Annotated in this window: 26 protein-coding genes and 1 tRNA gene; 12 read left to right on the top strand and 15 right to left on the bottom strand. The window is 60.4% G+C overall.

Annotation, left to right across the window (positions count from 1 at the left end):
• Position 1: 1 nt before the first annotated feature.
• A complete protein-coding gene (locus D3242_RS15560; RefSeq protein WP_064980659.1) occupies positions 2–673 on the bottom strand; it encodes an amino acid ABC transporter permease in 672 nt (223 codons plus the stop codon).
• A 66-nt stretch (positions 674–739) separates the two neighbouring features.
• Entirely contained in the window at positions 740–1,531 is a 792-nt protein-coding gene (locus tag D3242_RS15555) for a transporter substrate-binding domain-containing protein (RefSeq protein ID WP_064980658.1), read from the bottom strand.
• Positions 1,532–1,714: 183 nt separating this feature from the next.
• Between D3242_RS15555 and D3242_RS15550 the strand changes: the two genes are divergently transcribed.
• On the top strand, positions 1,715–2,428 hold the full coding sequence (locus D3242_RS15550) for a FadR/GntR family transcriptional regulator (protein WP_064980656.1): 714 nt from the start codon (positions 1,715–1,717) through the stop codon (positions 2,426–2,428).
• 58 nt (positions 2,429–2,486) lie between these two features.
• Here the strand turns inward: D3242_RS15550 and D3242_RS15545 are convergent, their stop codons facing one another.
• The 4 genes from D3242_RS15545 to D3242_RS15530 form a co-directional block, all read right to left on the bottom strand.
• Complete coding sequence (locus D3242_RS15545; RefSeq protein WP_064981650.1) at positions 2,487–3,026, bottom strand: sigma-70 family RNA polymerase sigma factor; 540 nt, start codon at positions 3,024–3,026, stop codon at positions 2,487–2,489.
• 50 nt (positions 3,027–3,076) lie between these two features.
• Positions 3,077–3,946, bottom strand: coding sequence for a hypothetical protein (locus D3242_RS15540; RefSeq protein ID WP_196774164.1), 870 nt, complete (start codon positions 3,944–3,946; stop codon positions 3,077–3,079).
• A gap of 267 nt (positions 3,947–4,213) precedes the next feature.
• The gene (locus tag D3242_RS15535; protein WP_064980652.1) at positions 4,214–4,495 is read right to left on the bottom strand and encodes a conjugal transfer protein TraD; all 282 of its coding nucleotides are present in this window, start codon (positions 4,493–4,495) and stop codon (positions 4,214–4,216) included.
• 1 nt (position 4,496) lies between these two features.
• The gene (locus D3242_RS15530) at positions 4,497–4,823 is read right to left on the bottom strand and encodes a conjugal transfer protein TraD (RefSeq protein ID WP_171880356.1); all 327 of its coding nucleotides are present in this window, start codon (positions 4,821–4,823) and stop codon (positions 4,497–4,499) included.
• 172 nt (positions 4,824–4,995) lie between these two features.
• Here D3242_RS15530 and traA point away from each other — a divergent pair, with 172 nt between their 5' ends.
• The 3 genes from traA to D3242_RS15515 all read left to right on the top strand — a co-directional run bounded on the left by traA (position 4,996) and on the right by D3242_RS15515 (position 10,618).
• Positions 4,996–8,043 carry a Ti-type conjugative transfer relaxase TraA gene (gene traA, locus D3242_RS15525; RefSeq protein ID WP_064980649.1) on the top strand — a complete coding sequence of 1,016 codons (3,048 nt, stop codon included), beginning with the start codon at positions 4,996–4,998 and terminating at the stop codon, positions 8,041–8,043.
• Between the two features lie 128 nt (positions 8,044–8,171).
• Positions 8,172–8,387 (top strand): helix-turn-helix transcriptional regulator, encoded by a 216-nt coding sequence (locus D3242_RS15520; RefSeq protein ID WP_064980648.1) that lies wholly within the window; start codon positions 8,172–8,174, stop codon positions 8,385–8,387.
• Positions 8,388–8,959: 572 nt separating this feature from the next.
• Positions 8,960–10,618 (top strand): bifunctional AfsR/SARP family transcriptional regulator/alpha/beta hydrolase, encoded by a 1,659-nt coding sequence (locus tag D3242_RS15515; RefSeq protein ID WP_081295869.1) that lies wholly within the window; start codon positions 8,960–8,962, stop codon positions 10,616–10,618.
• Between the two features lie 316 nt (positions 10,619–10,934).
• Here the strand turns inward: D3242_RS15515 and D3242_RS15510 are convergent, their stop codons facing one another.
• Complete coding sequence (locus D3242_RS15510) at positions 10,935–11,180, bottom strand: helix-turn-helix domain-containing protein (RefSeq protein WP_081295868.1); 246 nt, start codon at positions 11,178–11,180, stop codon at positions 10,935–10,937.
• A gap of 118 nt (positions 11,181–11,298) precedes the next feature.
• Here D3242_RS15510 and D3242_RS15505 point away from each other — a divergent pair, with 118 nt between their 5' ends.
• On the top strand, positions 11,299–11,874 hold the full coding sequence (locus tag D3242_RS15505; RefSeq protein WP_064980647.1) for a hypothetical protein: 576 nt from the start codon (positions 11,299–11,301) through the stop codon (positions 11,872–11,874).
• Positions 11,875–12,281: 407 nt separating this feature from the next.
• Positions 12,282–13,940 (top strand): recombinase family protein, encoded by a 1,659-nt coding sequence (locus tag D3242_RS15500; RefSeq protein WP_342634143.1) that lies wholly within the window; start codon positions 12,282–12,284, stop codon positions 13,938–13,940.
• Here the strand turns inward: D3242_RS15500 and D3242_RS15495 are convergent.
• Positions 13,897–13,973 (bottom strand) — tRNA-Met (locus D3242_RS15495). The two genes, D3242_RS15500 and D3242_RS15495, sit on opposite strands and share 44 nt — an antisense overlap.
• Before the next feature lie 241 nt (positions 13,974–14,214).
• Between D3242_RS15495 and D3242_RS15490 the strand changes: the two genes are divergently transcribed.
• On the top strand, positions 14,215–15,174 hold the full coding sequence (locus tag D3242_RS15490) for a Gfo/Idh/MocA family protein (RefSeq protein ID WP_019860760.1): 960 nt from the start codon (positions 14,215–14,217) through the stop codon (positions 15,172–15,174).
• Positions 15,175–15,353: 179 nt separating this feature from the next.
• Here D3242_RS15490 and mnmA read toward each other — a convergent pair whose 3' ends face one another.
• On the bottom strand, positions 15,354–16,544 hold the full coding sequence (gene mnmA / locus D3242_RS15480; protein ID WP_019860759.1) for a tRNA 2-thiouridine(34) synthase MnmA: 1,191 nt from the start codon (positions 16,542–16,544) through the stop codon (positions 15,354–15,356).
• Between the two features lie 287 nt (positions 16,545–16,831).
• On the opposite strand from mnmA, the gene sciP reads away from it, so the two are divergent.
• Positions 16,832–17,107 carry a CtrA inhibitor SciP gene (gene sciP / locus D3242_RS15475; protein ID WP_006203587.1) on the top strand — a complete coding sequence of 92 codons (276 nt, stop codon included), beginning with the start codon at positions 16,832–16,834 and terminating at the stop codon, positions 17,105–17,107.
• A gap of 70 nt (positions 17,108–17,177) precedes the next feature.
• Here the strand turns inward: sciP and D3242_RS15470 are convergent, their stop codons facing one another.
• Positions 17,178–18,104, bottom strand: coding sequence for an NADP-dependent oxidoreductase (locus D3242_RS15470; protein ID WP_064980646.1), 927 nt, complete (start codon positions 18,102–18,104; stop codon positions 17,178–17,180).
• An 89-nt stretch (positions 18,105–18,193) separates the two neighbouring features.
• Between D3242_RS15470 and D3242_RS15465 the strand changes: the two genes are divergently transcribed.
• Positions 18,194–18,592 carry a winged helix-turn-helix transcriptional regulator gene (locus D3242_RS15465; protein WP_019860757.1) on the top strand — a complete coding sequence of 133 codons (399 nt, stop codon included), beginning with the start codon at positions 18,194–18,196 and terminating at the stop codon, positions 18,590–18,592.
• Positions 18,593–18,674: 82 nt separating this feature from the next.
• On the opposite strand, the gene D3242_RS15460 is transcribed toward D3242_RS15465, so the two are convergent.
• Positions 18,675–19,052, bottom strand: coding sequence for a flagellar export protein FliJ (locus D3242_RS15460; RefSeq protein ID WP_027047321.1), 378 nt, complete (start codon positions 19,050–19,052; stop codon positions 18,675–18,677).
• Positions 19,053–19,503: 451 nt separating this feature from the next.
• On the opposite strand from D3242_RS15460, the gene ctrA reads away from it, so the two are divergent.
• Entirely contained in the window at positions 19,504–20,199 is a 696-nt protein-coding gene (gene ctrA / locus D3242_RS15455; RefSeq protein WP_006203583.1) for a response regulator transcription factor CtrA, read from the top strand.
• A gap of 101 nt (positions 20,200–20,300) precedes the next feature.
• Here the strand turns inward: ctrA and D3242_RS15450 are convergent, their stop codons facing one another.
• Together D3242_RS15450 and chpT are read right to left on the bottom strand one after the other, a co-directional pair.
• Positions 20,301–20,669, bottom strand: coding sequence for a response regulator (locus D3242_RS15450; RefSeq protein ID WP_019860755.1), 369 nt, complete (start codon positions 20,667–20,669; stop codon positions 20,301–20,303).
• 225 nt (positions 20,670–20,894) lie between these two features.
• Complete coding sequence (gene chpT, locus D3242_RS15445) at positions 20,895–21,524, bottom strand: histidine phosphotransferase ChpT (protein WP_019860754.1); 630 nt, start codon at positions 21,522–21,524, stop codon at positions 20,895–20,897.
• Positions 21,525–21,938: 414 nt separating this feature from the next.
• Here chpT and D3242_RS15440 point away from each other — a divergent pair, with 414 nt between their 5' ends.
• Entirely contained in the window at positions 21,939–22,475 is a 537-nt protein-coding gene (locus D3242_RS15440; protein WP_223217862.1) for a DUF1134 domain-containing protein, read from the top strand.
• Between the two features lie 159 nt (positions 22,476–22,634).
• Positions 22,635–23,786 carry a coiled-coil domain-containing protein gene (locus D3242_RS15435; protein ID WP_064980645.1) on the top strand — a complete coding sequence of 384 codons (1,152 nt, stop codon included), beginning with the start codon at positions 22,635–22,637 and terminating at the stop codon, positions 23,784–23,786.
• Positions 23,787–23,814: 28 nt separating this feature from the next.
• On the opposite strand, the gene D3242_RS15430 is transcribed toward D3242_RS15435, so the two are convergent.
• Positions 23,815–24,612 carry a TrmH family RNA methyltransferase gene (locus tag D3242_RS15430; RefSeq protein WP_064980644.1) on the bottom strand — a complete coding sequence of 266 codons (798 nt, stop codon included), beginning with the start codon at positions 24,610–24,612 and terminating at the stop codon, positions 23,815–23,817.
• A gap of 103 nt (positions 24,613–24,715) precedes the next feature.
• On the bottom strand, positions 24,716–25,060 hold the full coding sequence (locus tag D3242_RS15425; RefSeq protein ID WP_027047319.1) for an ArsR/SmtB family transcription factor: 345 nt from the start codon (positions 25,058–25,060) through the stop codon (positions 24,716–24,718).
• Positions 25,061–25,204: the final 144 nt, after the last annotated feature.

Genomic DNA, 25,204 nt, shown 5'->3' with positions numbered 1-25,204 from the left:
TTCAACGTTCAGATTTGGCGAGCCGCTTCTCCAGCATGCCGACAAGCCGGACCAGAGGAAGCAGGATGATGAGGTAGATGGCGGCTGCTACGATCAGCGGCGTCGGATTGGCTGCCAGCGCCTGCGCCTGGTTTGCCTGTTTGAGCAGATCCGGCATTGCCACCACGGAAGCCAATGCAGTGTCCTTCATGACGTTTATGGCGTTCGAGGTCAGCGGCGGCACGACGATCCTGATCGCTTGCGGCAAGATCACCTTGAGCATGGTCGAATAGAAGTGGAGCCCAAGCGCCCGTGCGGCTTCGAATTGACCTTTCGGAATAGCGACGATGCCGGCGCGGATGATTTCGGCGGAATAGGCGGCCGATATCATCGAGATCGAGGTTGACGCGGCGGTGAACGAACTGAACCGGATGCCGGCAAAGGGCAGCGCGTAGTAGACGACGAACAGCAGCACCAGAACAGGTATAGAGCGGAAGACGTCGATGTAGGCGACTGTCACAAACCGCACAGGCGAGGGCCCATAAAGTCGCAGCATCGCCAGACCAATGCCGACAAAGAACCCGACCAGGATGCAGACGACGCCAAGTGTCAGCGTGGTGGCAAGGCCACTCAGGATGAGCGGCAGCGTCTCCACGAAGACGCGGTAGTTCAAAAACGTATCGAAAATGGACATGTCCCAGCCTCTGCGTCACGGGAGAAGGAGGCCGCAACGCGATCTCCTTCCACACAATGACCGGGATCAGAGCTTCGGCATATCCAGGACAGTCGCCGTGGCAAGCCCTTCATCGGGCTTGGTGCCAAACCAGGTTTCGTGAATCTTTGCCAGCGTGCCGTCTTTCTTCAGAGCCGTGATGACGTCGTTGACCTTGGCGGCCAGCGGCGCATCCTTGGCAAACATCACGGAGTATTGCTCCGTGGTCTTGATGCGTTCGACGACCTTGAACTGCGGTTTGTCCTTCGAATAATAGAGCAATGCCGGAATGTCCGAGATGTAGCCGTCGATGCGCCCCGCCTGCAGATCCAGCATCGCCGGCTGCAAGCCCTCATATTTGTTGATGGTGGCGATTTTCGTCTCGGCCTGATGCGCGGTGGTCCAGATATCACCGGTCGAACCTGTATCGACGCCGACGGTCTTGCCAGCCATGCCGGCGAGGCCCGTGATGCCGCTGTCGCTCTTGACGGTCAGCGACTGGTCGCTGTCGTAATAGGGCTGGGCGAAGCTGACCGATTCAAGCCGCTTCTTGGTGATCGTGATCGATGAGACCGCGGCGTCGATCTGACCGGACTGAACGGCGGCGAACAGACCGGCAAACGGGATGTTCGTGAACTTGACGTCCATGCCGAGCCGCTTGCCGACCTCTGTCATCAGGTCGATTTCAAAGCCCACCATCTTGCCGTTGGCGTCCTGGAACTCCCAGGGAACATTGCCGATGTTGGCGCCGACATTGATCTCCGCAGCGTGCGAAATGGCGGCAGTTAAGGACCCCAAGGCAAGCGCTCCCGAGATCAGAATTGCTTTAAACACTCTCATTGAATTCCCCTTTTTGATGACTTTTTTTATTGAAGTGGTTAGACCGGTCTGACCAGTCCGACCAACCAATCATGTGCCCCTGAAAAATGCAAGGCATTCCGTCCGCCAGCAGGATCGGCTACCTCTGAAGCGACCAGAGGTTCAGCCTGATCGGCGCTGTCGTCCCAGAATGGAAGAAATTCGATGCTTTCGCGTGTTCCAGTACCCCACGCCGCCGCGAGGAAAATCCAGGGCATGATCCTGAGTGGAGAGCTGAGGTCAGGTGAGAAGGTGCCGTCCCAGCGCGAGTTCGCGCTCAGTCTCGGCGTCAGCCGCGCCTCATTGCGCGAAGCCCTTCTGACGCTCGAGACCCTGGGCTTGCTGAAGACAGAGCCGGGGCGAGGGACTTTTGTTTCGCAGGGAACGCCCTCGGCTTCACGCAATATGGCGCGCTGGCGCTATGCCGACAGCTATCCGGTCGCCGATGTCTTCGAAACGCGCATCATGCTGGAGGGGCGGATCGCCGGTCTGTCATCGCAGACGCTGACAGAGATCGAGTTTCAGGCTCTCGAGGCTGAAACGGATACGATGGAGCGCAATTGGGAAAGCGGCGACCTGTTGGCCAACGTTGAGGCTGATCTCGAATTTCACGCAATCATTGCATCTGCCTGCCCAAACAGAATGATCGTCGATCTCTACCAGTCCCTCCGTAACAAGCTGACCGAGACACAAATCCGACCAATCCCAATCACAGACCCTGCTCGCATGCGAGCGTCGATCGCGGAGCACAGGCGCATCATCCGTGCCTTGCGAAGTCGCGATGTCGCAAAGGCAACGAGTGAGATGCAAAATCACATCAGCAACACAGCGCGGTGCGCCGGTATCTCAATCGCTTCAAGCGTCCCCAATTCGGATTGAATATAAACGAGATAGACCGCTGTTAATGATCTTCATCCCCAGAGACGTCTTACATACGTCATTGCTCGACGCTCGCCCGTAGTTGGATCAGGCTGCGCCGAAGCCAGGTTCGCATTGTGTTGAGCGGCACGTTGTGACGCTTTGCAAGCTCTGCGTAGGAGACGCCCTCCTGATACGCGCCCCTAATCGCTGCGGCTTTGTCCTTGCTCAGACTGTCTATGCTTCGGGCAAGACTGGCCTGCTGGTCGTTTTCAATCAGCAATTCCTCGGCCCACGGCGTCGTGTCGGCTACATCGCCCGCGGCCGCCAGGTCGACATCTGGAGGGCGGCGCGCTCTGATAAGATCGATCGAATGATTGCGCGCAATCGCCACAAGCCAGGAGATCGGGCTGAGTTGCGAGGTCGCATATCGATCTGCCTTGGTCCATATCTTTACATAGACGTCTTGCATCGCCTCCTCGGCCTCCCCACTGTCGCCCAAAATACGCAGGCATACACCGAACAATTTCGCGCATGTATGCTTGTAAAGCAGATCGAACGCCGCCCGATCATGCATGCTTGTTCGCAAGATGAGCTTTGTTATGCCGTCTCGAGTCAGCATGACGCAGCACTTCCCCCAAGCGGCTCACGTCCGCCTGCCACTTCGACCTACGTGCCTTCTGCGAGATGGGAGGAGACGTCGCGACTGACTCGAGGCTCATGTCGAACAATATCGGCCTTGCGCGCCCGACCGCGTCCCCAGCAACCATCGCTCGGAGGAACCGACGCTGGTAGCCGGTCTACCGATGAACGCCAGCGTTGATCTATTTTCTCCAGCGCGGCTTCATCGAAAGCCGACGCGTGTTCCCAGTACCTCCCATGTTCGACAAAATAGCCGAGCTCAGCCTCGAGCGTGTCGGCCGTCTCGATGGAAATCGGATCGATGGCGCCCTCAAGCATCGCTCTGAGTGCCTTGATCCGAAGCGGAGTAAGGCGTTCGATAAACCGCAGGTTCACACGCGGTATGGCAAGGCGACTGTCAGGAAGATTTGAAAGGTTCAGGCAGACTGTTCCGTAACGCAGGGCTTTGGCGAACAGCCTTCCAGACTTCGCTTCCAGGTCCCTCAACGTCAAATCGTCGCGTAGCGGGTCAGCAGTTCCAAAGCCATAGAAATGCGTCGGCGCGTTGGTGGGATAAATCATATCGCAGCCCAGGAACGCTACGACATCAGGTCGAAGGGCCTTCATAACCCAATAGCCAGCGGTGAAGGCCATTGTGCCGCCCGCATAGACAAAACCACCGAATGCGTTTTGGGCAGGGACAAAAGCATCCGATTTTACGATCGACGCGGCTCGGGAACGCTGGTCGCTCGGCAGGCGTTCACCAGGAAAATCATCGGGGTGAATCAAATAATCCCAGTCGGGCCGCACTCTCCAGGCATTGTTGATGACGACAATCGAGGAAAACGTCGTTCGAGGCCATTCCCTGCATCGAACCGCATCCGGGCCACTGCCGACGATCAAGACAATGTTTGGCATGTCAGCCTCTTTCCTGTTTTACCTTGGATCAGCGTGCGCCGAACGGGTTCTGACCATGTTTGTTGCAATACGGCTGCCGGCGCGAACTGGATCACCCCTCACGCTAAAAACTTATAGGCTGATCGGACAAAAGTTATCTGGAATTCAGAAGTCGATCAAATCAGTGATCCAAAAGACCGCCTGGTCTTATTGCATGCCTTTCGTGTCCTTGGGCTGAGATTGATTGTGACGTTCAGCTGTCGGCCCCACAGCAGTCAGGGTACAGTTCTACAATCGGGGATCGACTGGGGTTCTTCGTCGGCTAAGTTGCCGTCCCGTCGGCTCTTCACGCTGTTCAACATCGAACGCCTGCCTACCCTTCGCAGCCCATGATCGTTGTGCTCGCTCGCCTTCGTTGCTTTGCAGCTTGGCGGCGATCCAAAGCAGCGCGCCGTAGATGATAGCGCGATCATCGTTGGTCAGTTCGACGATGCCTGCCTTGACGACGAGCCCGCCGAGTTCGATCAGATGTCGGGTACGCTTGCGACGCTCGACCTGCCAGGTGCGCATATCATTGCGAGCCCGTGCCGCCTGCCGGCGATTGTGGGCCGCCCGGTTGTGCTGGAGCGCTACGAGGGTTGCGCTGAGATGTCGAAGCAGCTCGCCGGGACCGGCTCTCGAAAAACGTCACCCCACGCTTAGCCCATGCCTCACGCTTTCCGGTATCCTTCGTTTCAACGATGGCGACCAGCGCGCCGGCCAGTTCGTCGCTGCTGAGTTGATCGGCGCCGGTGGCGATCACCAGCTCGCCAAGTTGCTGCACCTTTCGCGTTTTGAGCTCGCGCGCCTTTTCTTCCAGCGCCTTCAGTTCGGTGTCGAAGTCCCGCGGTTTGCGCATGGCTGTCTCCATCGGTTGTCGATGCGGCAATGATAGGGGAGCGCCTGCCGGAAGGCTTCAGGGTTGCCGAGACAGCCCGGGACGGGCTGGTCCATCCCGAGATTTTTTCGAGGGAGGGCGCGCTTATACGTCGTGCCGACGTGCGCTTTGACGTGCAAATGATCTGGTCGCGATGGCGATCTATCATCTTCACGTCAAGGTCATTGGCCGCAAGGCAGGTTCAAGCGCAGTCGCGTCGGCCGCCTACCGCTCGGCTTCGCGGCTACGCGATGAACGCATCGACCGCAGCCACGACTTCTCCGCCAAGCGCGGTGTCGTTCATTCCGAGGTGATGCTGCCGAAGGATGCACCGGACGCCTGGAGTGACCGCGAACGGCTATGGAACGATGTCGAGGCGTTCGAGGTGCGCAAGGATGCCCAACTTGCCCGCGAGGTGGAGTTTGCGCTGCCGCGTGAACTCAGCCAGGCGCAAGGCATCGAGTTAGCGCGCGACTTTGTCCAGGCTGAATTTGTCAGCCGGGGCATGGTCGCCGATCTCAACGTGCACTGGGACAGGGCGGAGGATGGCAGTCCAAAACCGCATGCCCATGTCATGCTCACCATGCGGTCCGTAGACGAGAACGGTTTCGGTGCCAAGGTTCGCGACTGGAACCGCACCGAACTGGTCGAGCGCTGGCGCGAGCGGTGGGCGGAGCTGGCCAATGAACGCCTTTCCGAACTCGACATCGACGCCCGTATCGATCATCGCAGCCTGGAGGCGCAGGGCATTGCCCTGGAGCCGCAAACCCAGATTGGTGCGCCGGCCCAACGCATTGAGGGCAGTGGCCTTGCTACTTGCGACATTGAAGCAGATCGCGCGGAACTGCATCGCCAGATCGCGCGCAACAATGGTGCCCGCATCATTGCCGATCCATCCGTAGCGCTCGATGCCATCACCCATCAGCAATCGACCTTTACACGAAAGGACATCGCGAAATTCGCGCATCGGCACAGCGACGGGGTGGATCAGTTCAGCGCGGTCATGTCAGCCATCAGCAATGCACCCGACCTGATTGAACTCGGCAAGGACGGACGCGGCGAAGACCGCTTCACCACCCGGCAGATGATCGAGACCGAACAGCGCCTGTATCGCGCGACGGAACGCATGGCCAGAGGTGAGCGTCACGCAGTTAGTGGAGCACATCGCGAGGCAGCGTTGGAGAAGGCGAAACAGGGCAGTCTTGTCCTGTCAGGCGAGCAAGCGGATGCGCTGAATCGCATTACCGACGGCCGCGGTCTTGGCGTCGTGGTTGGTTTTGCCGGAACGGGGAAGAGCGCCATGCTGGGCGTTGCGCGCCAGGCATGGGCGGCGGCGGGCTACGAGGTTCGCGGCGCGGCGCTTTCGGGCATTGCCGCCGAGAATCTGGAGGGCGGCTCAGGCATCTCGTCACGCACCATCGCCAGTATGGAGCACAGCTGGGGACAGGGCAGGGATCTGCTCACTTCGCGCGATGTCCTGGTGACCGACGAGGCCGGCATGGTCGGCACGCGCCAGTTGGAGCGCGTGCTCTCCCATGCGGCGGACGTCGGTGCAAAGGTCGTGCTGGTCGGCGATCCGCAGCAGCTGCAGGCCATCGAGGCCGGCGCTGCATTCCGCTCGATCCACGAGCGACATGGCGGCGTCGAAATCGGTCAGGTGCGCCGGCAGCGCGAGGACTGGCAGCGTGACGCCACGCGCGATCTGGCAACCGGCAGGATCAATGCTGCGATCAGCGCCTACGACGCGCAAGGCATGGTGCATCAGGCTGCAACGCGCGACGAAGCGCGAGGTGAACTCGTCGCGCGCTGGGATCGCGACAGGCAGGCGCATCCAGAGGCAAGCCGGATAATCCTCACCCACACAAACGACGAAGTGCGCGTACTCAACCAGGCAGCGCGCGAGCGCATGCGCGCTGCCGGCGATCTCGGCGACGAGGTTCAGGTGAATGTCGAACGCGGCACAAGAAACTTCGCCGGTGGCGACCGCATCATGTTCCTGCGCAACGAGCGCGGGCTTGGCGTCAAGAACGGCACGCTCGGCATCGTAGAGGAAGTCAGCAAACAAGGCATGACCGTTCGCGTCGACGATGGCATGTCCGTCCGCTTCGACCTGAAAGACTACGCGCACATCGACCACGGCTATGCCGCGACCATTCACAAGGCACAGGGGATGACGGTTGACCGGACCCATGTGCTCGCCACGCCGGGCATGGATGCACATGGCAGCTATGTGGCTCTGTCGCGCCATCGAGACGGAATGGACCTGCATTACGGCAAAGACGACTTCGCGACACGCGACCGGCTCGTCCGCACGCTGTCGCGCGACCGCGCCAAGGACATGGCGTCAGATTATGAGCAGATCGACCCAGCGCAGAGCTATGCCGAGCGGCGCGGTATCACCTTCCGCGAGCGTGTGGTCGACATCGTGCGCCGGATCATTCCAGAGAAGCTGCGCGACAGGATCGGCGGGCTGGTCGACGGGTTGCGCTCGCCTGCAGACGCCGAGCCCATGCAGGAACGTGGACCTGGACCGGGAAGGGAAGATGTTGGGGCGCAAATCGGAGATGCAGGCCCGCCGCCCGGCAGAGAAAATCTTGCCACCGGAGTGCCGCCCGACACGACTGCGCCATTGGATGCGGAAGCGGCTTTGCGCAGCGCTCGAACAAAGGCGCTTGTGCGTCACGCGCGCGCTCTCGACGCGATGTCGCACAATGCAAATGCGGACGGGCAGGGCAGTCCCGAGCAGATGCGCGAGTTGACGGATGCCCGTAGCGCCTTCGAGAAGGTGCGGCCGTATGGCTGGCGCGATGCCGAAGCGGCTTATGTGAAAAATCCCGAGCTTGTCCGTGAGGCGGGGGCCGGCCGGGTCAATCGCGTCGTGCTGGCTCTTCAGCTCGAAACGGAAATCCGCACCGGGCCGGACGACGATCCGAGCCGCCGCGCCGACCGGTTCGTGGAACGCTGGCAAAAACTCGATCGCTCGAGCCAGCGGCAATACCAGGCCGGCGACATGTCCGGCTACAAGTCAACACGCTCGGCCATGTCCGACATGGCCAAGAGCCTTGCACGCGATCCGCAGCTAGAATCCCTGCTCGCCAACCGCAAACGCCAGCTTGGCATCAACGTGGATTCGGGTCGCCGCTTGGGCGCGGAAGTGGCCCTCAGCCATGGCATCGGAAAGGGGCGGGGCATTGGGATCTAAGGAATGCCGATTTGCCGCCGTTTCCACTCCGCAGGCGGTTGAGGCGACAAACCTGATTGCGCTTAGGATCGGTTCGTCCTGTCTGTCCCAGCAGACATCAGCAAGAACCAGTGAGGTGCAGGCAAGCCATGCCCGAGCCGGATCGCATCATACGCCTCAAAACCGTCCTTGACCGGACCGGCCTGTCCCGTTCAACCATCTATCGCAAAATCGCCGAAGGCACGTTCCCGGCTCAGATCAAGATCAGTGTGAACGGGGCGGGCTGGCGGGAATCCGATGTTAATCGGTGGATCGCCGATCCTGATGCATGGCACACCAGCGCATCACGAAGAAACAGCGACTAGTGGCGGTGGAGTGGCACGTTGCTGTCAACGTTGAACAGTCCTCTCTGACGTAAATTCCACGACTGGGAAGGGGCCGCAACCGGACTGTCTGTTTTGCGATGTAAGCGGCACAAAGCAGTCGTTCAGTTCAGCCCCGAAGGCGGTCTGAAGAGCGACAGGCCTATTGCGCCGCGAGAACTTTCCTTTTCAAGAAGCGGCCAAGATCGGTCAGACGCTGGAACGGATGAGGTCGGATCTGCGCAGCCTGCCGAGAAGCGATGATCGCAGCTCGATGGGCGTCTTGCCGTTCCAGATAGAATGCCAGTGCAAGTTCATGACGTGTCGGCCGAAAGCCACCGGGCGGCTGTGCTTTGGTTGACAATATCCTGGGCTGAATGGGCCAATCAGAAAGGCTGGGACTAAGCATATCATCCTCCCGCGGAGTGTGGATCCACGAACTCTCTCCTGTGGCCGTGAGATATGCGTACTAGGAACCGTGATTGGTTCGTGAAAAATGCGGCCCCCCCTAAATCGTGGTTGAAGTCGCGCCAGGTCCGGAGAACAATTGAACGTCGAACCTGGCTTACGGAGCGATGGCGCAACTTCAACTTCTGCTGTTCGGAGGCTTTACTCTTGCGGGAAGCGGACCTGCCGCCGCGGTGCTGAGCCGCAAAGCGCGCGGTCTGGTGACCTATCTTGCCCTCAATCCTGGACGACCCCATTCGCGTGAGAAACTCGCCGCGCTTCTATGGGGTGATACCGGAGAGCCGCAGGCGCGGATGAACCTCAGACAGGGCCTATCGGCGATAAGGAAAGCGTTGCCATCGGCCGGCGACCGGCGGCTCCTGGCGGACGGCGATACTGTCACCCTCAATCTCGACGACCTCGAGATCGATGTGGCACAGTTCGAGCGCCTGGTATCAGGAAGCGCGCCCGAGCAGCTTGAGCAGGCCGCGCTCCTCTATGCCGGTGATCTGCTCGATGGCTTCGTCCTGAGGGAAGAACCGTTCGACGACTGGCTAAGGCTGGAACGTGAGAGGCTGAGGACGATCTGGATCGGGGTTCTAGAAAAACTCCTCCACCAGCATGCGATGAAGGACAATCTGGCCGCCTATGTCCAGGCAGCAACGCGTTTGCTCGCATCCGATCCTCTCCGGGAAGATATTCACCGCGGCCTCATGCAAATCTATGCCCGCCAGGGCCGAGCGAACATGGCATTGAAGCAGTTTGCGCAATGCCGCGAGGCACTGCGCAAGCACTTGCAACTGGAACCGGACAACGAGACGCGTGAGTTGTATGACAAGCTCCGTGCCAGCCGTTTCGGACCGACCAGACAGAATACAGCACCGAGCGTAAGGGCCGAGGGGGCGGTCCCAGGCGCTAGCCCAGTGCCGGCTTCGGTACGCCCCGAAACGCGCTATGTGAAGTCGGGAGGTGTTAGCATTGCCTATCAGGTTACCGGTGAGGGACCGTTCGACCTCGTCTACGTGCAGGGCTGGGTTTCCAATCTCGACTATGCTTGGGAATCTCCGCGGCTGACGCATGTGCTGCGCCGGCTTGGGTCATTTTGTCGGCTGGTCCGCATCGACAAGCGAGGCACCGGTCTTTCCGACCGCAATGTAGGGTTTCCGACGTTGCTGGAGCGGGTGGACGATGTTCGGGCGGTACTAGATGCAATCGGATCGCGGCGAACAGTGGTGTTCGGCAGTTCCGAAGGCGGCGTCCTTTGCATGCTCTTTGCTGCGACCTACCCCGAGCGAACCAAAGCTCTCATTCTTCATGGTGCATACGCCCTGGGACTGTGGTCACCGGAATATCCCTGGGCGAAGACCCGAGAGGAAATGGAAGAAGAATTGGCGGCGATCGGGCGAAATTGGGGAGAGCCTTGGGACTTGGGGCGCGGGGCGCCGAGCCTAGTGAACGATACGCACGAACAACAATGGTTCGCAGCCTATCTGAGGAGTTCGGCGTCACCTTCCGATGCGATCGCGCTGTGGCGCTGGGGCGCGGAAGTCGATGTCCGCAATATCCTGCACGCGATCCATGTGCCCACTCTGATCCTCCAAAGGAAGGGCGATCGATGGATCAAGCCCGAAGAAGCGCTTTACTTGTCCGAGCGCATCGCTGGCGCCACGCTTGTCGAGCTGCCGGGCGATGACCACCTGATTTGGGGCGCCGATTCGGACCGCCTAGTCGACGCGATCCAACACTATCTCACCCTCACATTTCCGGCGGAGGCCCGATGGAGCTGAAAGTTGGATTGTCTTCGTCCCGCTCATTGAAACGGATCGTCACGCTCAGTTTCGGGAGGATCATCGACCAACCACTCAGACCTTAGCGAAGAAATGCGCTGAGTGATGTGCTGCGGACCGCAGGCCGCCTTTAGAAAACACTCGCACCACGGTAGAAAAATGACCGGTCGTGGGCCGTGAATGGCCAACCCTGTTTGCTGACCACGTCAGCACTGAGGCAGCGGCGAAGCTGATCTCTACGGCCGACATTAGGCGCGTTGCTGGCATTGATCGGGAAACAGATAGTCTTAAAGGCGCCTATAGATGCCGCCTTCGTCTAAGTGTTCGCGCTACCGCGTGACAAGCGGACACCAGGACCGCCGCCATTCTCTGGAATGAATTCTATTCCGGCTGCTTCGAGCGATAGCTTCAGCGCTTGCAGGATTGATTCAGATGCTGGTTTCGAACCACGTTCGAACTGCACGATTGTCCTCAAACTTACCTTGGATAAATCCGCCAGTCCCTGTTGAGAAATGTCGAGAAGCCCACGGGCCGCGCGAACTTGGGCCGCACTTACCTTCATTGTTCAAATGCCCTGTTGCGCAAAAAGCGCAAATATGCTTGTTTTAGGAAACGGCCGTTGGAAGTGGTTCCCCCGCTTCCACAGTCTAACCACGCCCACGCTTTGCGGAGCTCGGATCATGGCTGATTCCGACCATAGCACGACTATGCCTTTCGTCACGAATGGCAAGGACACGGCGTCGAACCGGTTGCCGGATGCAGATCCCCCGATTCTATTGCTCCGAGATTGGTTGCGGGCGCAGCATGTTTCTCGGGTCCTTTGCCGTCTTCAACAGCGTCTAGAGAGGCGTTATCTCGACGCTAGAGGCTCGGAAGCGATGGACAAGCAGGTCGCCTACTCGATCGCCTGCCAAGCGGAGGTTGAGTCCTCCACTGTGGCTTTGAAGCTTCAGGACAAGCTACCCCAAATACGGGCGCGGTCGCTTCTCGGTGTCGTCGCCAAGCTCGAAATCATCGCAGGCGCAGATCGCGAAATTGACGATCCAACAGATTTCCCCTGGCCGCATATTGCTTCGGTCCTTGCCGACTTGAAGGAAATCGCCGGGAGTGTGCCGCTTGAACGGCCTGAGCGAACCGTGGTCCAGGCGGACTGTAGGCTTTATCAGGAGATAGCGACCGATCTGATCGGTCTGCAAAAGCAGGCTTCTAATCTGCGCTTGAGGGAGGCGCCTGTCGTGGGCATTTGTTCAGGATAGGCCCTTCGGTCTACGGTGGTTGTTCAACCGACGCGACTTAGTTCTAACCCGCGTCTTTCGTTCCGGCAGGTTTGAGCCAGAGTGGCGGATCAGGGCGAAGTATGTCCGAATAGCACGCCCTGCTATCCCTTTCTGCGAGCGGCCATCGTGGAGAATTCCCTCGTCTCGCGCATGAGCACATTTTGCGAGACATGGAGGAGCTACGTTTTCTTTGCGTACTTGACGGCCGGCAGCCAACCTGCCGACTGCTATCGTTCGGGGTATTTTGCTCCCCGCCATTTTTGCCCCGTCGCAAGCTGTTCCTGCAATGGTGGTGAAGTCCCGTAAGCGGGTCTTGCGTGAGGCACCCGACCGGGCGATTCTGCGCCTTGCAAGCGCTCTCGCTCGCCAAGCGGCCCGCGAAGACCATGCGCGTGAACAGGCCGAGAAAATTCAACATGAGCCGAGCCGCGATCTACGCACGCTTCTCAACCGACCTCCAGAATGAGCGATCAATCGACGATCAGCTCGCTTTGTGCCGAGCATACGCAGAACGTGAGGGGTTGAACGTTGTCGCAACGTTTGACGACCGAGCACGCTCCGGTGGCTCCGTGCTGGGCCGTGACGGTTTACTTCACCTCATGGACAAAGCGCGTGAGCACGAATTCGATGTGCTCGTCGTAGAGGCACTTGATCGGCTCTCGCGCGACATGGAGGACCTAGCGGGTATTCACAAGCGCCTTTCATTTCTCGGCATCGAGATTCGTGCTGTTCACGAAGGCGTGGTGAACACGGTGTTGGTCGGCCTGCGCGGTCTCGTTGGCCAACTCTACCGAGAGGACATTGCTCACAAAGTCCGGAGAGGTCAGGCCGGCCGAGTCAACAAGGGGCTTCATGCCGGCGGATTGACCTATGGCTATTCGTACGTGCTGGGCGACCCGGGCAAGCGGATGATCGCAGAGGATGAAGCGGACATCGTGCGCCGTGTCTTTCGAGAGTATGTCGAAGGCCAGACCCCGCGTGATATCGCTCACAATCTAAACAGAGACCGCGTACCCCCGCCTCGCGGTCGAGCCTGGAATGCCTCCACCATCAATGGAAATGTGCACAGAGGGACGGGGCTGCTTCATAATGAGCTTTATGCTGGCCGCCTGATCTGGAACAGGGTCAGAATGATCAAGGATCCTGATACCGGGAAACGTGTCTCGCGTCCAAATCCCAAGGGTCAATGGCGAGTAGTCGCAGTACCGGACCTCGCCATTGTCTCGTCCGACCTCTTCGACGCAGCACAAGCACGCAAAAAGGCCCGCGCAACCACCCATCCAAGCCATCAACGCCGACCACGGCATATGCTGACTGGGCTCCTGAGGTGCGGTGCCTGTGGTGCGGGAATGTCTTCAAAAGGAGTGGACAAGTCCAAGCGCATACGCATCCGCTGTTCCGCCGCCACAGAAAGCGGAACATGCGCCGATCCCAAGACCTTTTATTTGGATACGGTCGAAACTGCAGTTCTGAACGGCCTTACCGCCGAGTTGCGCCATCCTGAAGTGATTGCCCAGTACGTCCAGACCTACCATGAAGAACGGAAGCGCTTGGCAGCCGATACCGATGCCAGGCGCACCCGTTTGGAGCGACGGCTTGAAGAGGTAACCCGGGAGATCGAGCGGCTGGTCAACGCCATTGCCAAAGGCCACGGCGACCCAGCTGTACTGGGACCGCAATCAACAACATTGAATGAAGAGCGCAAGTGCATTTTGGCAGAGTTGGATCGAGTACCCGCTGCGACCGGAGTGATCGCGCTGCACCCTGCGGTGCTCGCCCGCTACGAGGAACAACTAAACCAACTTCAGACCGGGCTTGCCAAGGGCATTGCTTCCGGCGATTCCGAATGTGCAGATGCAATGCGTGATCTGGTCGAAACCGTCACGGTGTTTCGACATCCATCGAGGATTGGCGGCGTCGAAGTCGAAATCGCTGGGCGGCTAACGGCACTGTTGGGCGAGGGTGCCTTCCCCCACGGCGTCAAAGGAGTGGGGGGAATGGTGGTAGCGGGAGAGGGACTTGAACCCCCGACCCCAGGATTATGATTCCCGTGCTCTAACCAACTGAGCTACCCCGCCAGGGCGGCGAAAGGCCCGAAATCCTCGTTAAATCGAAAGGCATTTCGAGGCGTTCGCCAAGGTCGCGCGGATATAAGGTTGGGAGGGCGAGCCTGTCAAGCTTCGAAGCATTCCATATCGCCGCATATTCTCATTGCCGAAAAAAGCTTTGCCGCATGGACATTTGGTTGCAACCGCCGGGGTTGAGTTCGAAGGGGCACGTCGCTATGTCTCGGCCACGAGTTTTTAGAGTTTGAAACAGATGAAGCCGCGCATTGCAGTCCTCGGTTGCGGATACTGGGGCAGCAACCATATCCGCACCCTCAAGGCGCTTGGCGCGCTGCACGCGGTTTCCGACGCCAACCGGGCGCGTGCCGAAGGCTTTGCCAGCGAACAGGATTGCCTGGCGATCGAGCCGGACCAGCTGTTCGGCCGGGACGACATCGACGCCATCGTCATGGCCTTGCCGCCACAATATCATGCCGACCTCTCCGTGCGCGCCGTCGAGAGCGGCAAGGACGTGCTGGTGGAAAAGCCGATCGCACTGACCGTGCCGGATGCCGAGCGCTCGGTGCAGGCGGCCAAGGACAATGGCCGCGTCTTCATGGTCGGCCATGTCCTGCGTTTTCATCCCGCCTTCGAGACGCTGAAGGGGCTGATCGACAATGGCGAGCTTGGCGAGGTCCGCTACATCCACTCGCACCGGCTTGGCCTTGGCAAGTTCCATACCGAGAATGATGCGCTGTGGGACCTGGCGCCGCACGATCTGTCGATGATCCTGGCCATCACCGGTACCGAGCCGATCGAGGTGCGCGGCGAGGGTGCGGCACTCCTCGACAATCTCAGCGACTTCGCGCATCTGCACATGCGCTTTCCCAACGGCCTGCGCAGCCATCTTTTCACGTCGCGGCTCAACCCCTATCGCGAAAGGCGGCTGACCGTGGTCGGCACCAAGGCGATGGCGGTGTTCGACGATGTCGAGCCGTGGGAGCGCAAGCTTGCCGTCTACCGACATGCGGTCTGGCAGGACAGCGGCCAATGGGCCTTCACCACCAACGAGCCGTCCTATGTCGCGGTTGCGCAAGGCATGCCGCTGACGCGCGAGCTTGAGCATTTCATCCACTGCATCGAGACACGGGCCGAGCCGCGCACCAGCGGCGAGGAAGCAATCAGGGTGCTGCGCATCCTGACGGCGGGGACGGTCACCCACACCAAGTCCTGAGACCGTTTGGAGATTCTACTCTGGCGGCCATCTGATGGCGTTTTCTGCGCTTCCCCGTTCTACTGCGTGCAGTAGACCTGAGCTCACGGACCCGAATGTCCGCTGCGCTCCGGTTCTCGAAACCACCACCATATGACTCGCCAGAGCGAATTTCGAAACGGTCTCTGAGAGGGTAGTGTTTATTCGGCGGGAATTTGCGCCGGCCTTGCTGCAAGCTTCGTCAGCATGGCTTCGGCCTCGGCGCCGCGCTCGGAGCGCTCGATGAAGCCGCCGCCGAAGACGCGCGCTTCGTTACCGTCGTCGGAATAGAGCACGCAGGCCTGGCCGGGCGCGATGCCGGACTCGCCGTCGGCCAGTTCGACGGACGTCACGCCCGCGACGTGGCGCAGCACCGCCGGACGCGGCGGCCTGGTCGAGCGCACCTTGGCGAACAGTTCGAGGCCGCCTTCGGGAATATCGTCGAGCGGTCCGTCGCCAAGCCAGTTCATGTTGCGCAGATAGATCTTGTGCGTCTCCAGCGCCTCGCGCGGGCCGACGATGACGCGGGCCCGTTCGGCATCGAGATGGACGACATAGAGCGGCTCGCCCGACGCGATGCCGATGCCGCGGCGCTGGCCGATCGTGTAGCGCAATATGCCCTCGTGGCGGCCGAGCACGCGGCCGTCGATATGGACGATGTCGCCCGGATTGGCGGCGGCCGGCTTCAGCTTGGCGATGATGTCGGAATATTTGCCCTGCGGCACGAAGCAGATGTCCTGGCTGTCCTGCTTGGCCGCCACGGTCAGCCCCATCTCCTCGGCCATGGCGCGAACCTGCGGCTTCGACAGGCCGCCCAGGGGAAAGCGCAGATAGTCGATCTGCGCCTGCGTGGTGGCGAACAGGAAATAGCTCTGGTCGCGATCGGCATCGACCGGCCGGTAGAGCGCGCGGTGGGTGCCATTGGCACCGGAGCGAATGTAGTGGCCGGTGGCGAGCGCATCGGCGCCCAGTTCCTTGGCGGTGGCCAGCAGATCGGCGAACTTCACAGTCTGGTTGCAGGAGACGCAAGGAATGGGGGTCTCGCCGGCGACATAGCTCTCGGCGAAGGGGTCGATAACCGCCTTGCGGAAGCGCTCCTCGTAATCGAGCACGTAGTGGGGAATGCCAAGCGTCTCGGAAACGCGGCGGGCATCGTCAATGTCCTGTCCGGCGCAGCATGAACCGGCCCGGTGCGTGGCCGCGCCGTGATCGTAAAGCTGCAGGGTGACGCCGACGACATCATAACCTTCGCGCTTCAACAGGCCGGCGACCACGGACGAATCCACGCCGCCCGACATGGCGACGACGATGCGGGTGTTTTCGGGACGTCCGGGAAGGTCGAGACTGTTCATGATGCTTTCATTCTGAGCGGCGTCTGAATGCCAATGTCGAGAATATAGGTCAAGCTTTCCGCCGGCGCCAGCTTGCAAGGCGATCGACGGTTTGCGGGCGATCCGCGATCGGCCGGATTTTTTCCAACCAATTCAAGGCTTCCAGCCGGATGTTTCAAATGCCTGCGAAAAGACTAACGCGGCGTTCACGATCCTTACCTAGTCATTAGGGTCTGCTTAGGCAATTTTTAAAGCTGTGGCGGTAACGTGGCGGGGATTGGGTCTTTGAGTTTTTTGTAGAGAGTACGATGACCGATCTGGTTAGACCTAGAGTTAAGTATGTTATCGGGCCTGACGGCAGCCCTCTCACGATTGCCGATCTGCCGCCGACCAACACGCGTCGCTGGGTTATCCGGCGCAAGGCGGAAGTGGTCGCGGCGGTGCGCGGCGGGCTTTTGAGCCTCGAAGAGGCATGCCAGCGCTACAAGCTGACCACCGAGGAATTCCTGTCCTGGCAGGCGTCGATCGACGAATATGGCCTTGCCGGGCTGCGCACCACGCGCATCCAGCAATACCGGCACTAGGGTCGGGCTGAAGAGACAAAAGGGCGCGGCATTCCGCGCCCTTTTGCTTTTAGGTCGTGTCTTTCGTTGTTCAAACCGTCAGCACCACCTTGCCAATCGGCTTGGTGGCGAGAAAGGCGTGGGCGGCCCCGGCCTCTTCGAGCGGGAAGCTCTTGGCCACATGGACGGAGAGCTTGTTCGCGTCGATCAACCGGCCAAGTTCCACCAGGCCATCGCGGTCAGGCACGACAGACATGCGCTCGACGCGGATGTCGCGCGCGCTGGCCAGCGCCCTGGTGGTGTCGTTCAGGTTCAGCAAGGACACCAGCACGCCGCCGTTCCTGATGACCTTCAGCGAGCGTTCGGCATGATCGCCGCCGATTGGGTCCAGCACCAGATCGATGTCGCTGACCCGGCCGGTAAAATCGCCTTGGGTATAGTCGATGACGTCGTCGGCGCCGAGCTCGCGGACGAAATCGAGCTTGTTGGCGCTGGCGGTGGCGATGACGTAAGCGCCGCGCGCCTTGGCGATCTGCACCGCCAGGTGGCCGACGCCGCCGGCCGCCGCATGCACCAGCACGCGCTGGCCCGATTTCAAGGCGCCATGGCGGACAAGGCCCTGCCAGGCGGTCAGGCCGGCCAGCGGCAGCGCGCCTGCCTGGACATAGTCCGCCGCCTTCGGCTTCGGCGCGATCTCGTCGGCCGGCACTGCTGTAAGCTCGGCGTAAGCCGCCGCCTGCTTGGGGAAGCGTGGCATGCCGAACACCTCATCGCCGACCTTGAGGCCGATGACGCCGGCGCCGAGCGCCTCGACGGTTCCCGAAATATCCCAGCCGAGGATGAATGGCGGCTCTCCGAGAAGCTTATAGTGACCAGAGCGGACGGCGCCGTCGACCGGGTTGATGCCGGCTGCCTTGACGCGGACCAGCACTTCGCCGGCCTTGGGAGAGGGACCGATCTGGTTGGCTATGACAAGGACTTCGGGTCCGCCGAAGGAATTCTGGATAACGGCACGCATGGTATCTCTCCTGCTTGGTTGGTGTCGCTATCATTTGGATAGTAATATTCCCTTGTCCAGTATGTACCTTTTTGATATATACGCACCTCATGGATAGTAATGACGACTCCCCCTTCGGCTATGATGCGTTCCGGCGGACGTGTCCTTCCCACACCGTGCTCGAGATGCTGGCCAGCAAATGGGTCTATCTGGTGGTTTGCGCGCTGCGCAAAGGCCGGCTGCGCAATGGAGAGCTTGCCCGCAAGCTCGAAGGCATCACGCCCAAGATGCTGGCGCAGACATTGCGCGTGCTCGAGCGCGATGGCCTGGTGCGGCGTGAGATCTTTCCGGTCATTCCGCCGCGCGTCGAATATGAATTGACCGAGCTCGGCCAGAATCTAGGGGAGCTGCTTACCCAGATCAGGGCATGGGCGGAGCAGCACGCGCCTGACATCAAGGATGCCCGTGCCAGGGCGATCGCCGTCAATGAAGGGGATTGGGCCGCCTAGAGCGGGGATCTCGCGGCAAGTGGGTGGCTCGGGCCGATGGCCCGATGAGCTCCCCGCCCGCGCCGGTGCCGATCTCGCCGGGTCAGCCGATCATGGCGCTGCGGCCGCCGGTTTCGGCTTCGCGGACTTTGGTGTCGCGCGATTCCAGCATTTCAGCTTTGGAAAGCTCCGCTTCAGCTTCGCCGAGTAATGATTCGGCAGTGCTTCGCTGTTGGGCGAGGTCGCTTTGCGAATTTCTGAGGTTGTCGCGGCGCAAGCGCGCCGCCTTGGCGAAGGTCGGATAGGCGAAATGATTGATGTCGGTGATGCCGGCTTTCTTTTCCTCGGCGGTGATCTGAAGCTCCAGTTCGACGGCCATGCGTTCGAACTCGGCGATCATCATGTCGAGCTGCAGCAGCTGCCGCCGCTTCTCATTCACCTGAAACTGTTTCAGCCGAACGAGGTTTTCACGTGACTTCATGATTCGGTACTCCCGGAAACGCACACCCGCACATATCGTCCAAACCACCTGGAAAGGCCCAGGCATTGCCCGTGTCCACCGGCATCTCCCGAACTATGGGAAACAAAACCCTAAAGTTTTTTGCCGGCGGTAACCATTCGTTTACGGGCATTGTTAATCATACGGGTCAGGACTTAAGGCCGGGTAAAAATTCCGGTCGCCGAAGCGAAGGCGCGTCGATGAGTCCCTGGAGTCGCTTAGTCCAGGTTGTTAATGTGTTGCATTAGGAATTTGGGTATGAGATTCGTTATTAGATTCAAGAGGGTGTAGATAGGGGTTAAAAAATCTGATACCGTCATGGACGGGAAATTAGGTTTTGTTAACCATTCAATGGCAGCCTCTGCACAAGGCAACCACTGCTCCGGGGCAGGACGGGTCGTGAAATGGTCCGGCAGCAGAAAAGGGGAATGAAATGCGTGTTCTGCTGATAGAAGATGACAGTGCAACCGCACAAAGCATCGAACTGATGCTGAAATCGGAAAGTTTCAATGTCTATACGACGGACCTCGGCGAAGAGGGTGTCGATCTGGGCAAACTCTACGACTACGATATCATCCTTCTCGATCTCAACCTGCCCGACATGTCCGGCTACGAGGTCTTGAGAACGCTTCGCCTCTCCAAGGTAAAGACGCCGATCCTGATCCTGTCCGGCATGGCCGGTATCGAGGACAAGGTGCGCGGCCTCGGTTTCGGCGCTGACGACTACATGACCAAGCCGTTCCACAAGGACGAGCTGGTGGCGCGCATCCATGCCATCGTGCGGCGCTCCAAGGGCCACGCCCAGTCGGTCATCACCACCGGTGACCTGGTGGTCAACCTCGACGCCAAGACCGTCGAGGTCGGCGGCCAGCGCGTGCACCTCACCGGCAAGGAATACCAGATGCTGGAGCTGCTCTCGCTGCGCAAGGGCACCACGCTGACCAAGGAAATGTTCCTCAACCACCTCTATGGCGGCATGGACGAGCCGGAATTGAAGATCATCGACGTCTTCATCTGCAAGCTGCGCAAGAAGCTCGACGCGGCATCCGGTGGCCAGAACTACATCGAGACGGTCTGGGGCCGCGGCTACGTGCTGCGCGAACCCGAAGACATCCGCGTCAGCGCCTGAGCGGGCGAGCGCCGCCCGAATCATTTTTCATCTTCAACAGAAAACCCGGCTTCGGCCGGGTTTTTTGCGTCATGGATCAGCGATGAGCGGCCTCTGCTGCCTCAAGCTGCGATTTTCAGGTTGCGAAAGCGCTCGAGCAATTGCGGGCGATTGAACGGCTTCAGGAGATAGCCCTGGGCGCCGGCGCGCTTGGCCCGCATGATCGAGGCGATGTCGAGCTCGACCAGCGAGATCAGAATCTGCGGCCTTATCGGGCTTTCCATGGCGCGCACGCGGCGGATGAGGTCAACCGCCTGCACGTCCGGCAGGGCACCGTCGACGACGATGATGTCGGGCATGTCGGCGGCGCACATCTCCAGTGCATCAAGCCCGCTGGCTGCTTCGATGACCACCATGTCGGAGCCACCCAGGATGCGTTTTGCAACCTTCCTGATGACGCTTGAATCGTCGACGAACATGCAGCGTTTCATTTCCGGGTCCTCTTTGCCTTGGGGCAATCCGGTCGTGCGGGGCATCTGACGAGCACCCTAGGCCGATCTGGTAAAGAACCCGAAAAGTCTTTAGGTAAAATTTTTGGAAAGATGCCGCCCGAGAGGCTTTTCTTCGCGAATGCTTCGCTGCCGCTGCGGATTGAGCCGTCACGGCAATATTACGTCGTTGAAATACTTTGTTCTCCCGGCAAACCGGCCGGACGCTCAGGCTGCCGAAAGCACGATTTCTTCCGCCGTCGCATGGATCGATATCGTCATCCCGGCCTCGCGGGCCAGCAGCAGCGTGTAGTAGGGCTGCACCGAATGCGCATCGATCGGCTCTTCCGGCTTGTGACCGGAATGCAGTTCGAGGAATTTCGGCGGCACGCGCAGCATCGGACCGCTTGCCGAAAGGGAAATGCGCGGCTCGGTTTCGAGATTCTCGAGGGTGACGACCAGCTTGCCGCCACGCGGAATGGCGGCGTTGGCGACGAGGATCAGGTTGAGCAGCAACTTGACCTTGTTCTTGGGCAGCAGCGCGCGCGCCCCGTTCCAGGTCAGTTCCGGCTTTTCGTTCTTGAGGAAGGCGATCGCCACCGCTTCGGCGTCGCCGGTGTCTATAAGCATGCCAGCGGAGCCTGCCGCGCCGAAGGCGATGCGGGCGAACTGCAACCGGGCCGAGGCGTTCTTGGCGCTCTGGCGGATGAGCCGCATGGCGTCTTCGTCGGCGCCGCCCTCGTCAAGCAGTTCAAGCCCATTGTTGATCGCGCCGACCGGCGAGATAATGTCGTGACAGACGCGGCTGCACAGAAGCGCCGCGAGGTCAGGCGCGGAAAGGGTGAACAGATCGGCCATCGGTGAAAATCCCTGCAAAATTCCACAATTCCTGGCCGAGCGATTGATCGTCGCGCCTGCCCACACGAATCACGCCTCAACCCGAGGCTTTCTGAATACACAGCACCCGTACGTACAGCAACAAATCCAAAATTGTCGTCGGCAAATGGCGCATTTGCGCAGGCTTTCAGCGCCGCGCGACCCCAAAAGCTAGCCTTCGAACCGCCATCTTCCTGTGGGAGTTAATGGTTGAAAAAGGATTACGGCATAGTTTGCCCCTAACAGTCATCCTTAACGGCCGCCTAAAGAGCCGGACCGGATGCGAGGCGTCGGCGAAAGTGCTCCATGACGGAGATTGGAAGCATGTTTTCCCGATTCTACGACCGGAGTTTCCTCCGTGTCATCTCAGGCCGGAAGTTTCTCCGTGTCTGCTCAATGGCGATCACGCTCATGGGCGTTCTCGTCTTCTCGACTTCAGCCCTGCGGGCCCAGGAGTACACCGCTCAGGAGATTGTCGATTCCGGTCACAAGTTCTTCGGCGCGACATCGGGTGGGCTCGCCACCGTCGTCGAGAAGATCTTCGCCTCCTACGGCCTGCCCAATGGCTATCTGCTCGGTGAGGAGGGGTCGGGCGCGCTGATCGGCGGCCTGACCTACGGCGAAGGCACACTCTACACCAAGAATGCCGGCGACCACAAAGTGTTCTGGCAAGGCCCGTCGCTGGGTTGGGATTTCGGCGGCGAGGGGTCCCGGGTGATGATGCTGGTCTACAATCTCGACGATGTCAGCAACCTCTACAACCGCTATGGCGGCGTCGCCGGTTCGGCCTATGTGGTGGCGGGCGTCGGCTTCAATGTGCTGAAGAACAACAACGTGCTCCTGGTGCCGATCCGCACCGGCGTCGGCGCCCGGCTCGGCGTCAATCTCGGCTATCTAAAACTGACCGAGCGGGCAACCTGGAATCCGTTCTAAAGTCCACCCGTCATGACCGCAATGCCAAGTTTTCGATGGGAATTGTAGGCCTTTGACCCTCCACACGCTGTGGCAAGCTCTTGCCGCAGCGCCGGATTTCCGCCATGCCAGTGTGATGCGGTCCAGTTCCGGCGGTTGCCGCCGATAGCGGGTAGTCCTTTGGTTCAGTCGGTCCTGTTCTTTGCCCTCGGCTTTCTCTGCGCCGGCTTCCTGGCGCTGATGGTGGCTCCGGCCGTCTGGCGCCGTGCCGTCGCGTTGACCCGCAGGCGCATCGAGGCCTCTATCCCGCTCACGCAGACCGAAATCCAGGCAGACAAGGACCGCATCCGGGCGGAATACGCCATGGCAAACCGCCGCCTCGAAATGAACGTCAAGGCGCTGCGCGAGAAAGCGGCCGAACAGCTCGTCGAGATCAGTCGTGGCCACGAGGCGTTGAAGGGGTTGGCGATCGAGCGCACGGACAAGAACCACGCACTTGCCGAACTCGGCGCCAAGAACGAGGCGCTGCGGCAGCGCGAAGAGGAACTGCACCGGCTTTCGGAGCTGCTCAAGGAAACCGAACGCAAGCTGGAGAAGCGGGCGCTTGAGCTCGAAAAGCTGGAGCACATGTATGACGATGCCAGTTTTTCCTCCTCCAGCCGCCAGATCGAGCTCGTGGCGCGGGAGTCCGAATTGCAGAAGCTGGCCAGCGATATCGCGCTGCTGCGCGGCCAGCGCAAGGAAGCGGACCGGCGTCAGCAGGAGATCGCGGCCGAAAGCAAGGCCGCGCGCGACGCGCTGAAGGCGGAGAAGAAAAGGGTGGCCGAACTCGACAAGAAGGTCGAACGGCTGCTGGCGACGCTCGCCGATCGCGAGGACAAGCTCGACCGCCGCGAAAAGGAGCTGGCGCGGCTGCGCGAAAAGGCGAAGGCGGAGGATGGCGCACCGGCCTTGCGGCTGGTCGGCAAGCCGGATGAAGCGGGCAGGCATGACGATGCCAAACAGCGCGATGATCTGGACCAGGCGATCGCCAAGCTCGATAGCGACCGCGAGCGGCTGGAGGCCAGGCTGACGGCACTGGCGCGCGAGAACAAGCGGCTCAAGGCGGATCTCGGCGCCGCGGCATCGTCCGGCACGGCGAATGCCAGTGCCGCGCTGCGCGAGCAGATGAACGAGCTGGCGGCTGAAGTCGTCCACCTGACGGCCAAGCTCGAGGGGCCTGATTCCCCGATCGCCAAGGCGCTGGCGGCACCACAGGACAGCCGATCCAACGGCGGCGATCGCAGCCTCGCCGACCGCGTGCGGGCCTTGCAGAAGGCGGACGCGAACTGAAACGGCGGTGCCCCGCCGCCGCCCTTGCTCAACGATGCGAGAAGTGATGCAGGGCAATGGCTGACGCAGCGGCGACATTCAGGCTGTCGAAGCCTTTCGACATGGTGATCCGCACGGTTTGCAGGCGCGCCAGCAGGCTTTCTGGCAGGCCTTCGCCCTCGGTGCCGAGATAGAGCGCCAGGCGCTGGGCCGGCCTTGCGTCGCGTATGTCGGTATTTCCGCGCGGCGATAGGGCGAATTGTTCAAAACCCCGTTCGGCGAGCGTCGCCGTAAAGCCTGACGTGTCGGTGAAGGATGCAAACGGGATCTTGAGCGCGGCGCCGACGGAAACACGGATCGCCTTGCGGTAAAGCGGATCGCAGCATGTCGCATCCATCAGCACCGCATCGGCGCCGAAGGCGGCGGCGTTGCGGAAGATCGAGCCCATATTGTCGTGGTTGGCGATGCCGACGAGCACCACCACCAGGGCCTGGCCGGACAGGGCATCCAGCAACGGTCCGACCGCTTGCGGCGTCTCCTTGCGGCCGATGGCCAGGATGCCGCGATGCATGTGGAAGCCGGCGATCGCATCCATCACCGCGCTGGTGACGATGTAGACCGGCAGGTCCGCCGGCGCCTTGTGCAGGATGTCCTCCAGGCCGTCGAGCCGGTTTTCCAGGACAAGAATGGATTCGGCGCCGAAGCGGCCGGACGACAGAAGCAGGTCGAGGACCACTTTGCCTTCGGCGACGAAACGGCCTTGCCGGCCGGCAAGATCGCGCTCGCGGATATCGAGATAGGCGGCGACGCGCGAATCCCGTGGGTCGTCGATGCGGATTGGGTCCATGTCCTGCGCTCAAATATCGAGAGCGTGGTCCGCGCGTCGGGAGAGACGCACAAGCCACGCTCCGGAAATCGTCAGCGAGGTAAGCGGGCGCAGGAGCGTCCGGTCAAGTCCCGGCGCGGCGCAATCTCTGCGCCATCTGGGACAGGTCCTCCTTGCCGGTGCCGAAAATACCATCCAGCACGACAAGCAGTTCGCGCACCGCGTCGGATTTGCAGGAGTAGTAGATCATCTGACGGTCGCGGCGGGTTTCCACGAGGTCAAGCGCCCGCAGCTTGGCCAGATGCTGCGAGAGCGCGGATTGGCTGAGCATCACCTTGTCGGCGATGGCGCCGACCGACATTTCACCGTCGATCAGATAGCTCATAATCAACAGCCGCTTTTCGTTGCCCATGAGCATCAAAAATTCGGCAGCAGATTCGGCGTTTGCGATTAGCTTTGTCGAGACCATGAATGCCCCATGCTGTTTGCTCATCGAGGCGCCATGGGGGCAATGGTGCCTGAATCCATAAATTCACTTGCGAAAGGCCACCGACGAGTCAGCGCCCTCTCTGGAGGGTAGAACATTTCTTTCAAATCTCAAGTGTTGCTTTTG

This window comes from Mesorhizobium jarvisii, assembly GCF_003601985.1.
GTDB classification, from domain to species: domain Bacteria; phylum Pseudomonadota; class Alphaproteobacteria; order Rhizobiales; family Rhizobiaceae; genus Mesorhizobium; species Mesorhizobium jarvisii.
The sequence above is the reverse complement of the archived record's forward strand: the minus strand, read 5'-3'. Positions and strand labels throughout refer to the sequence as shown.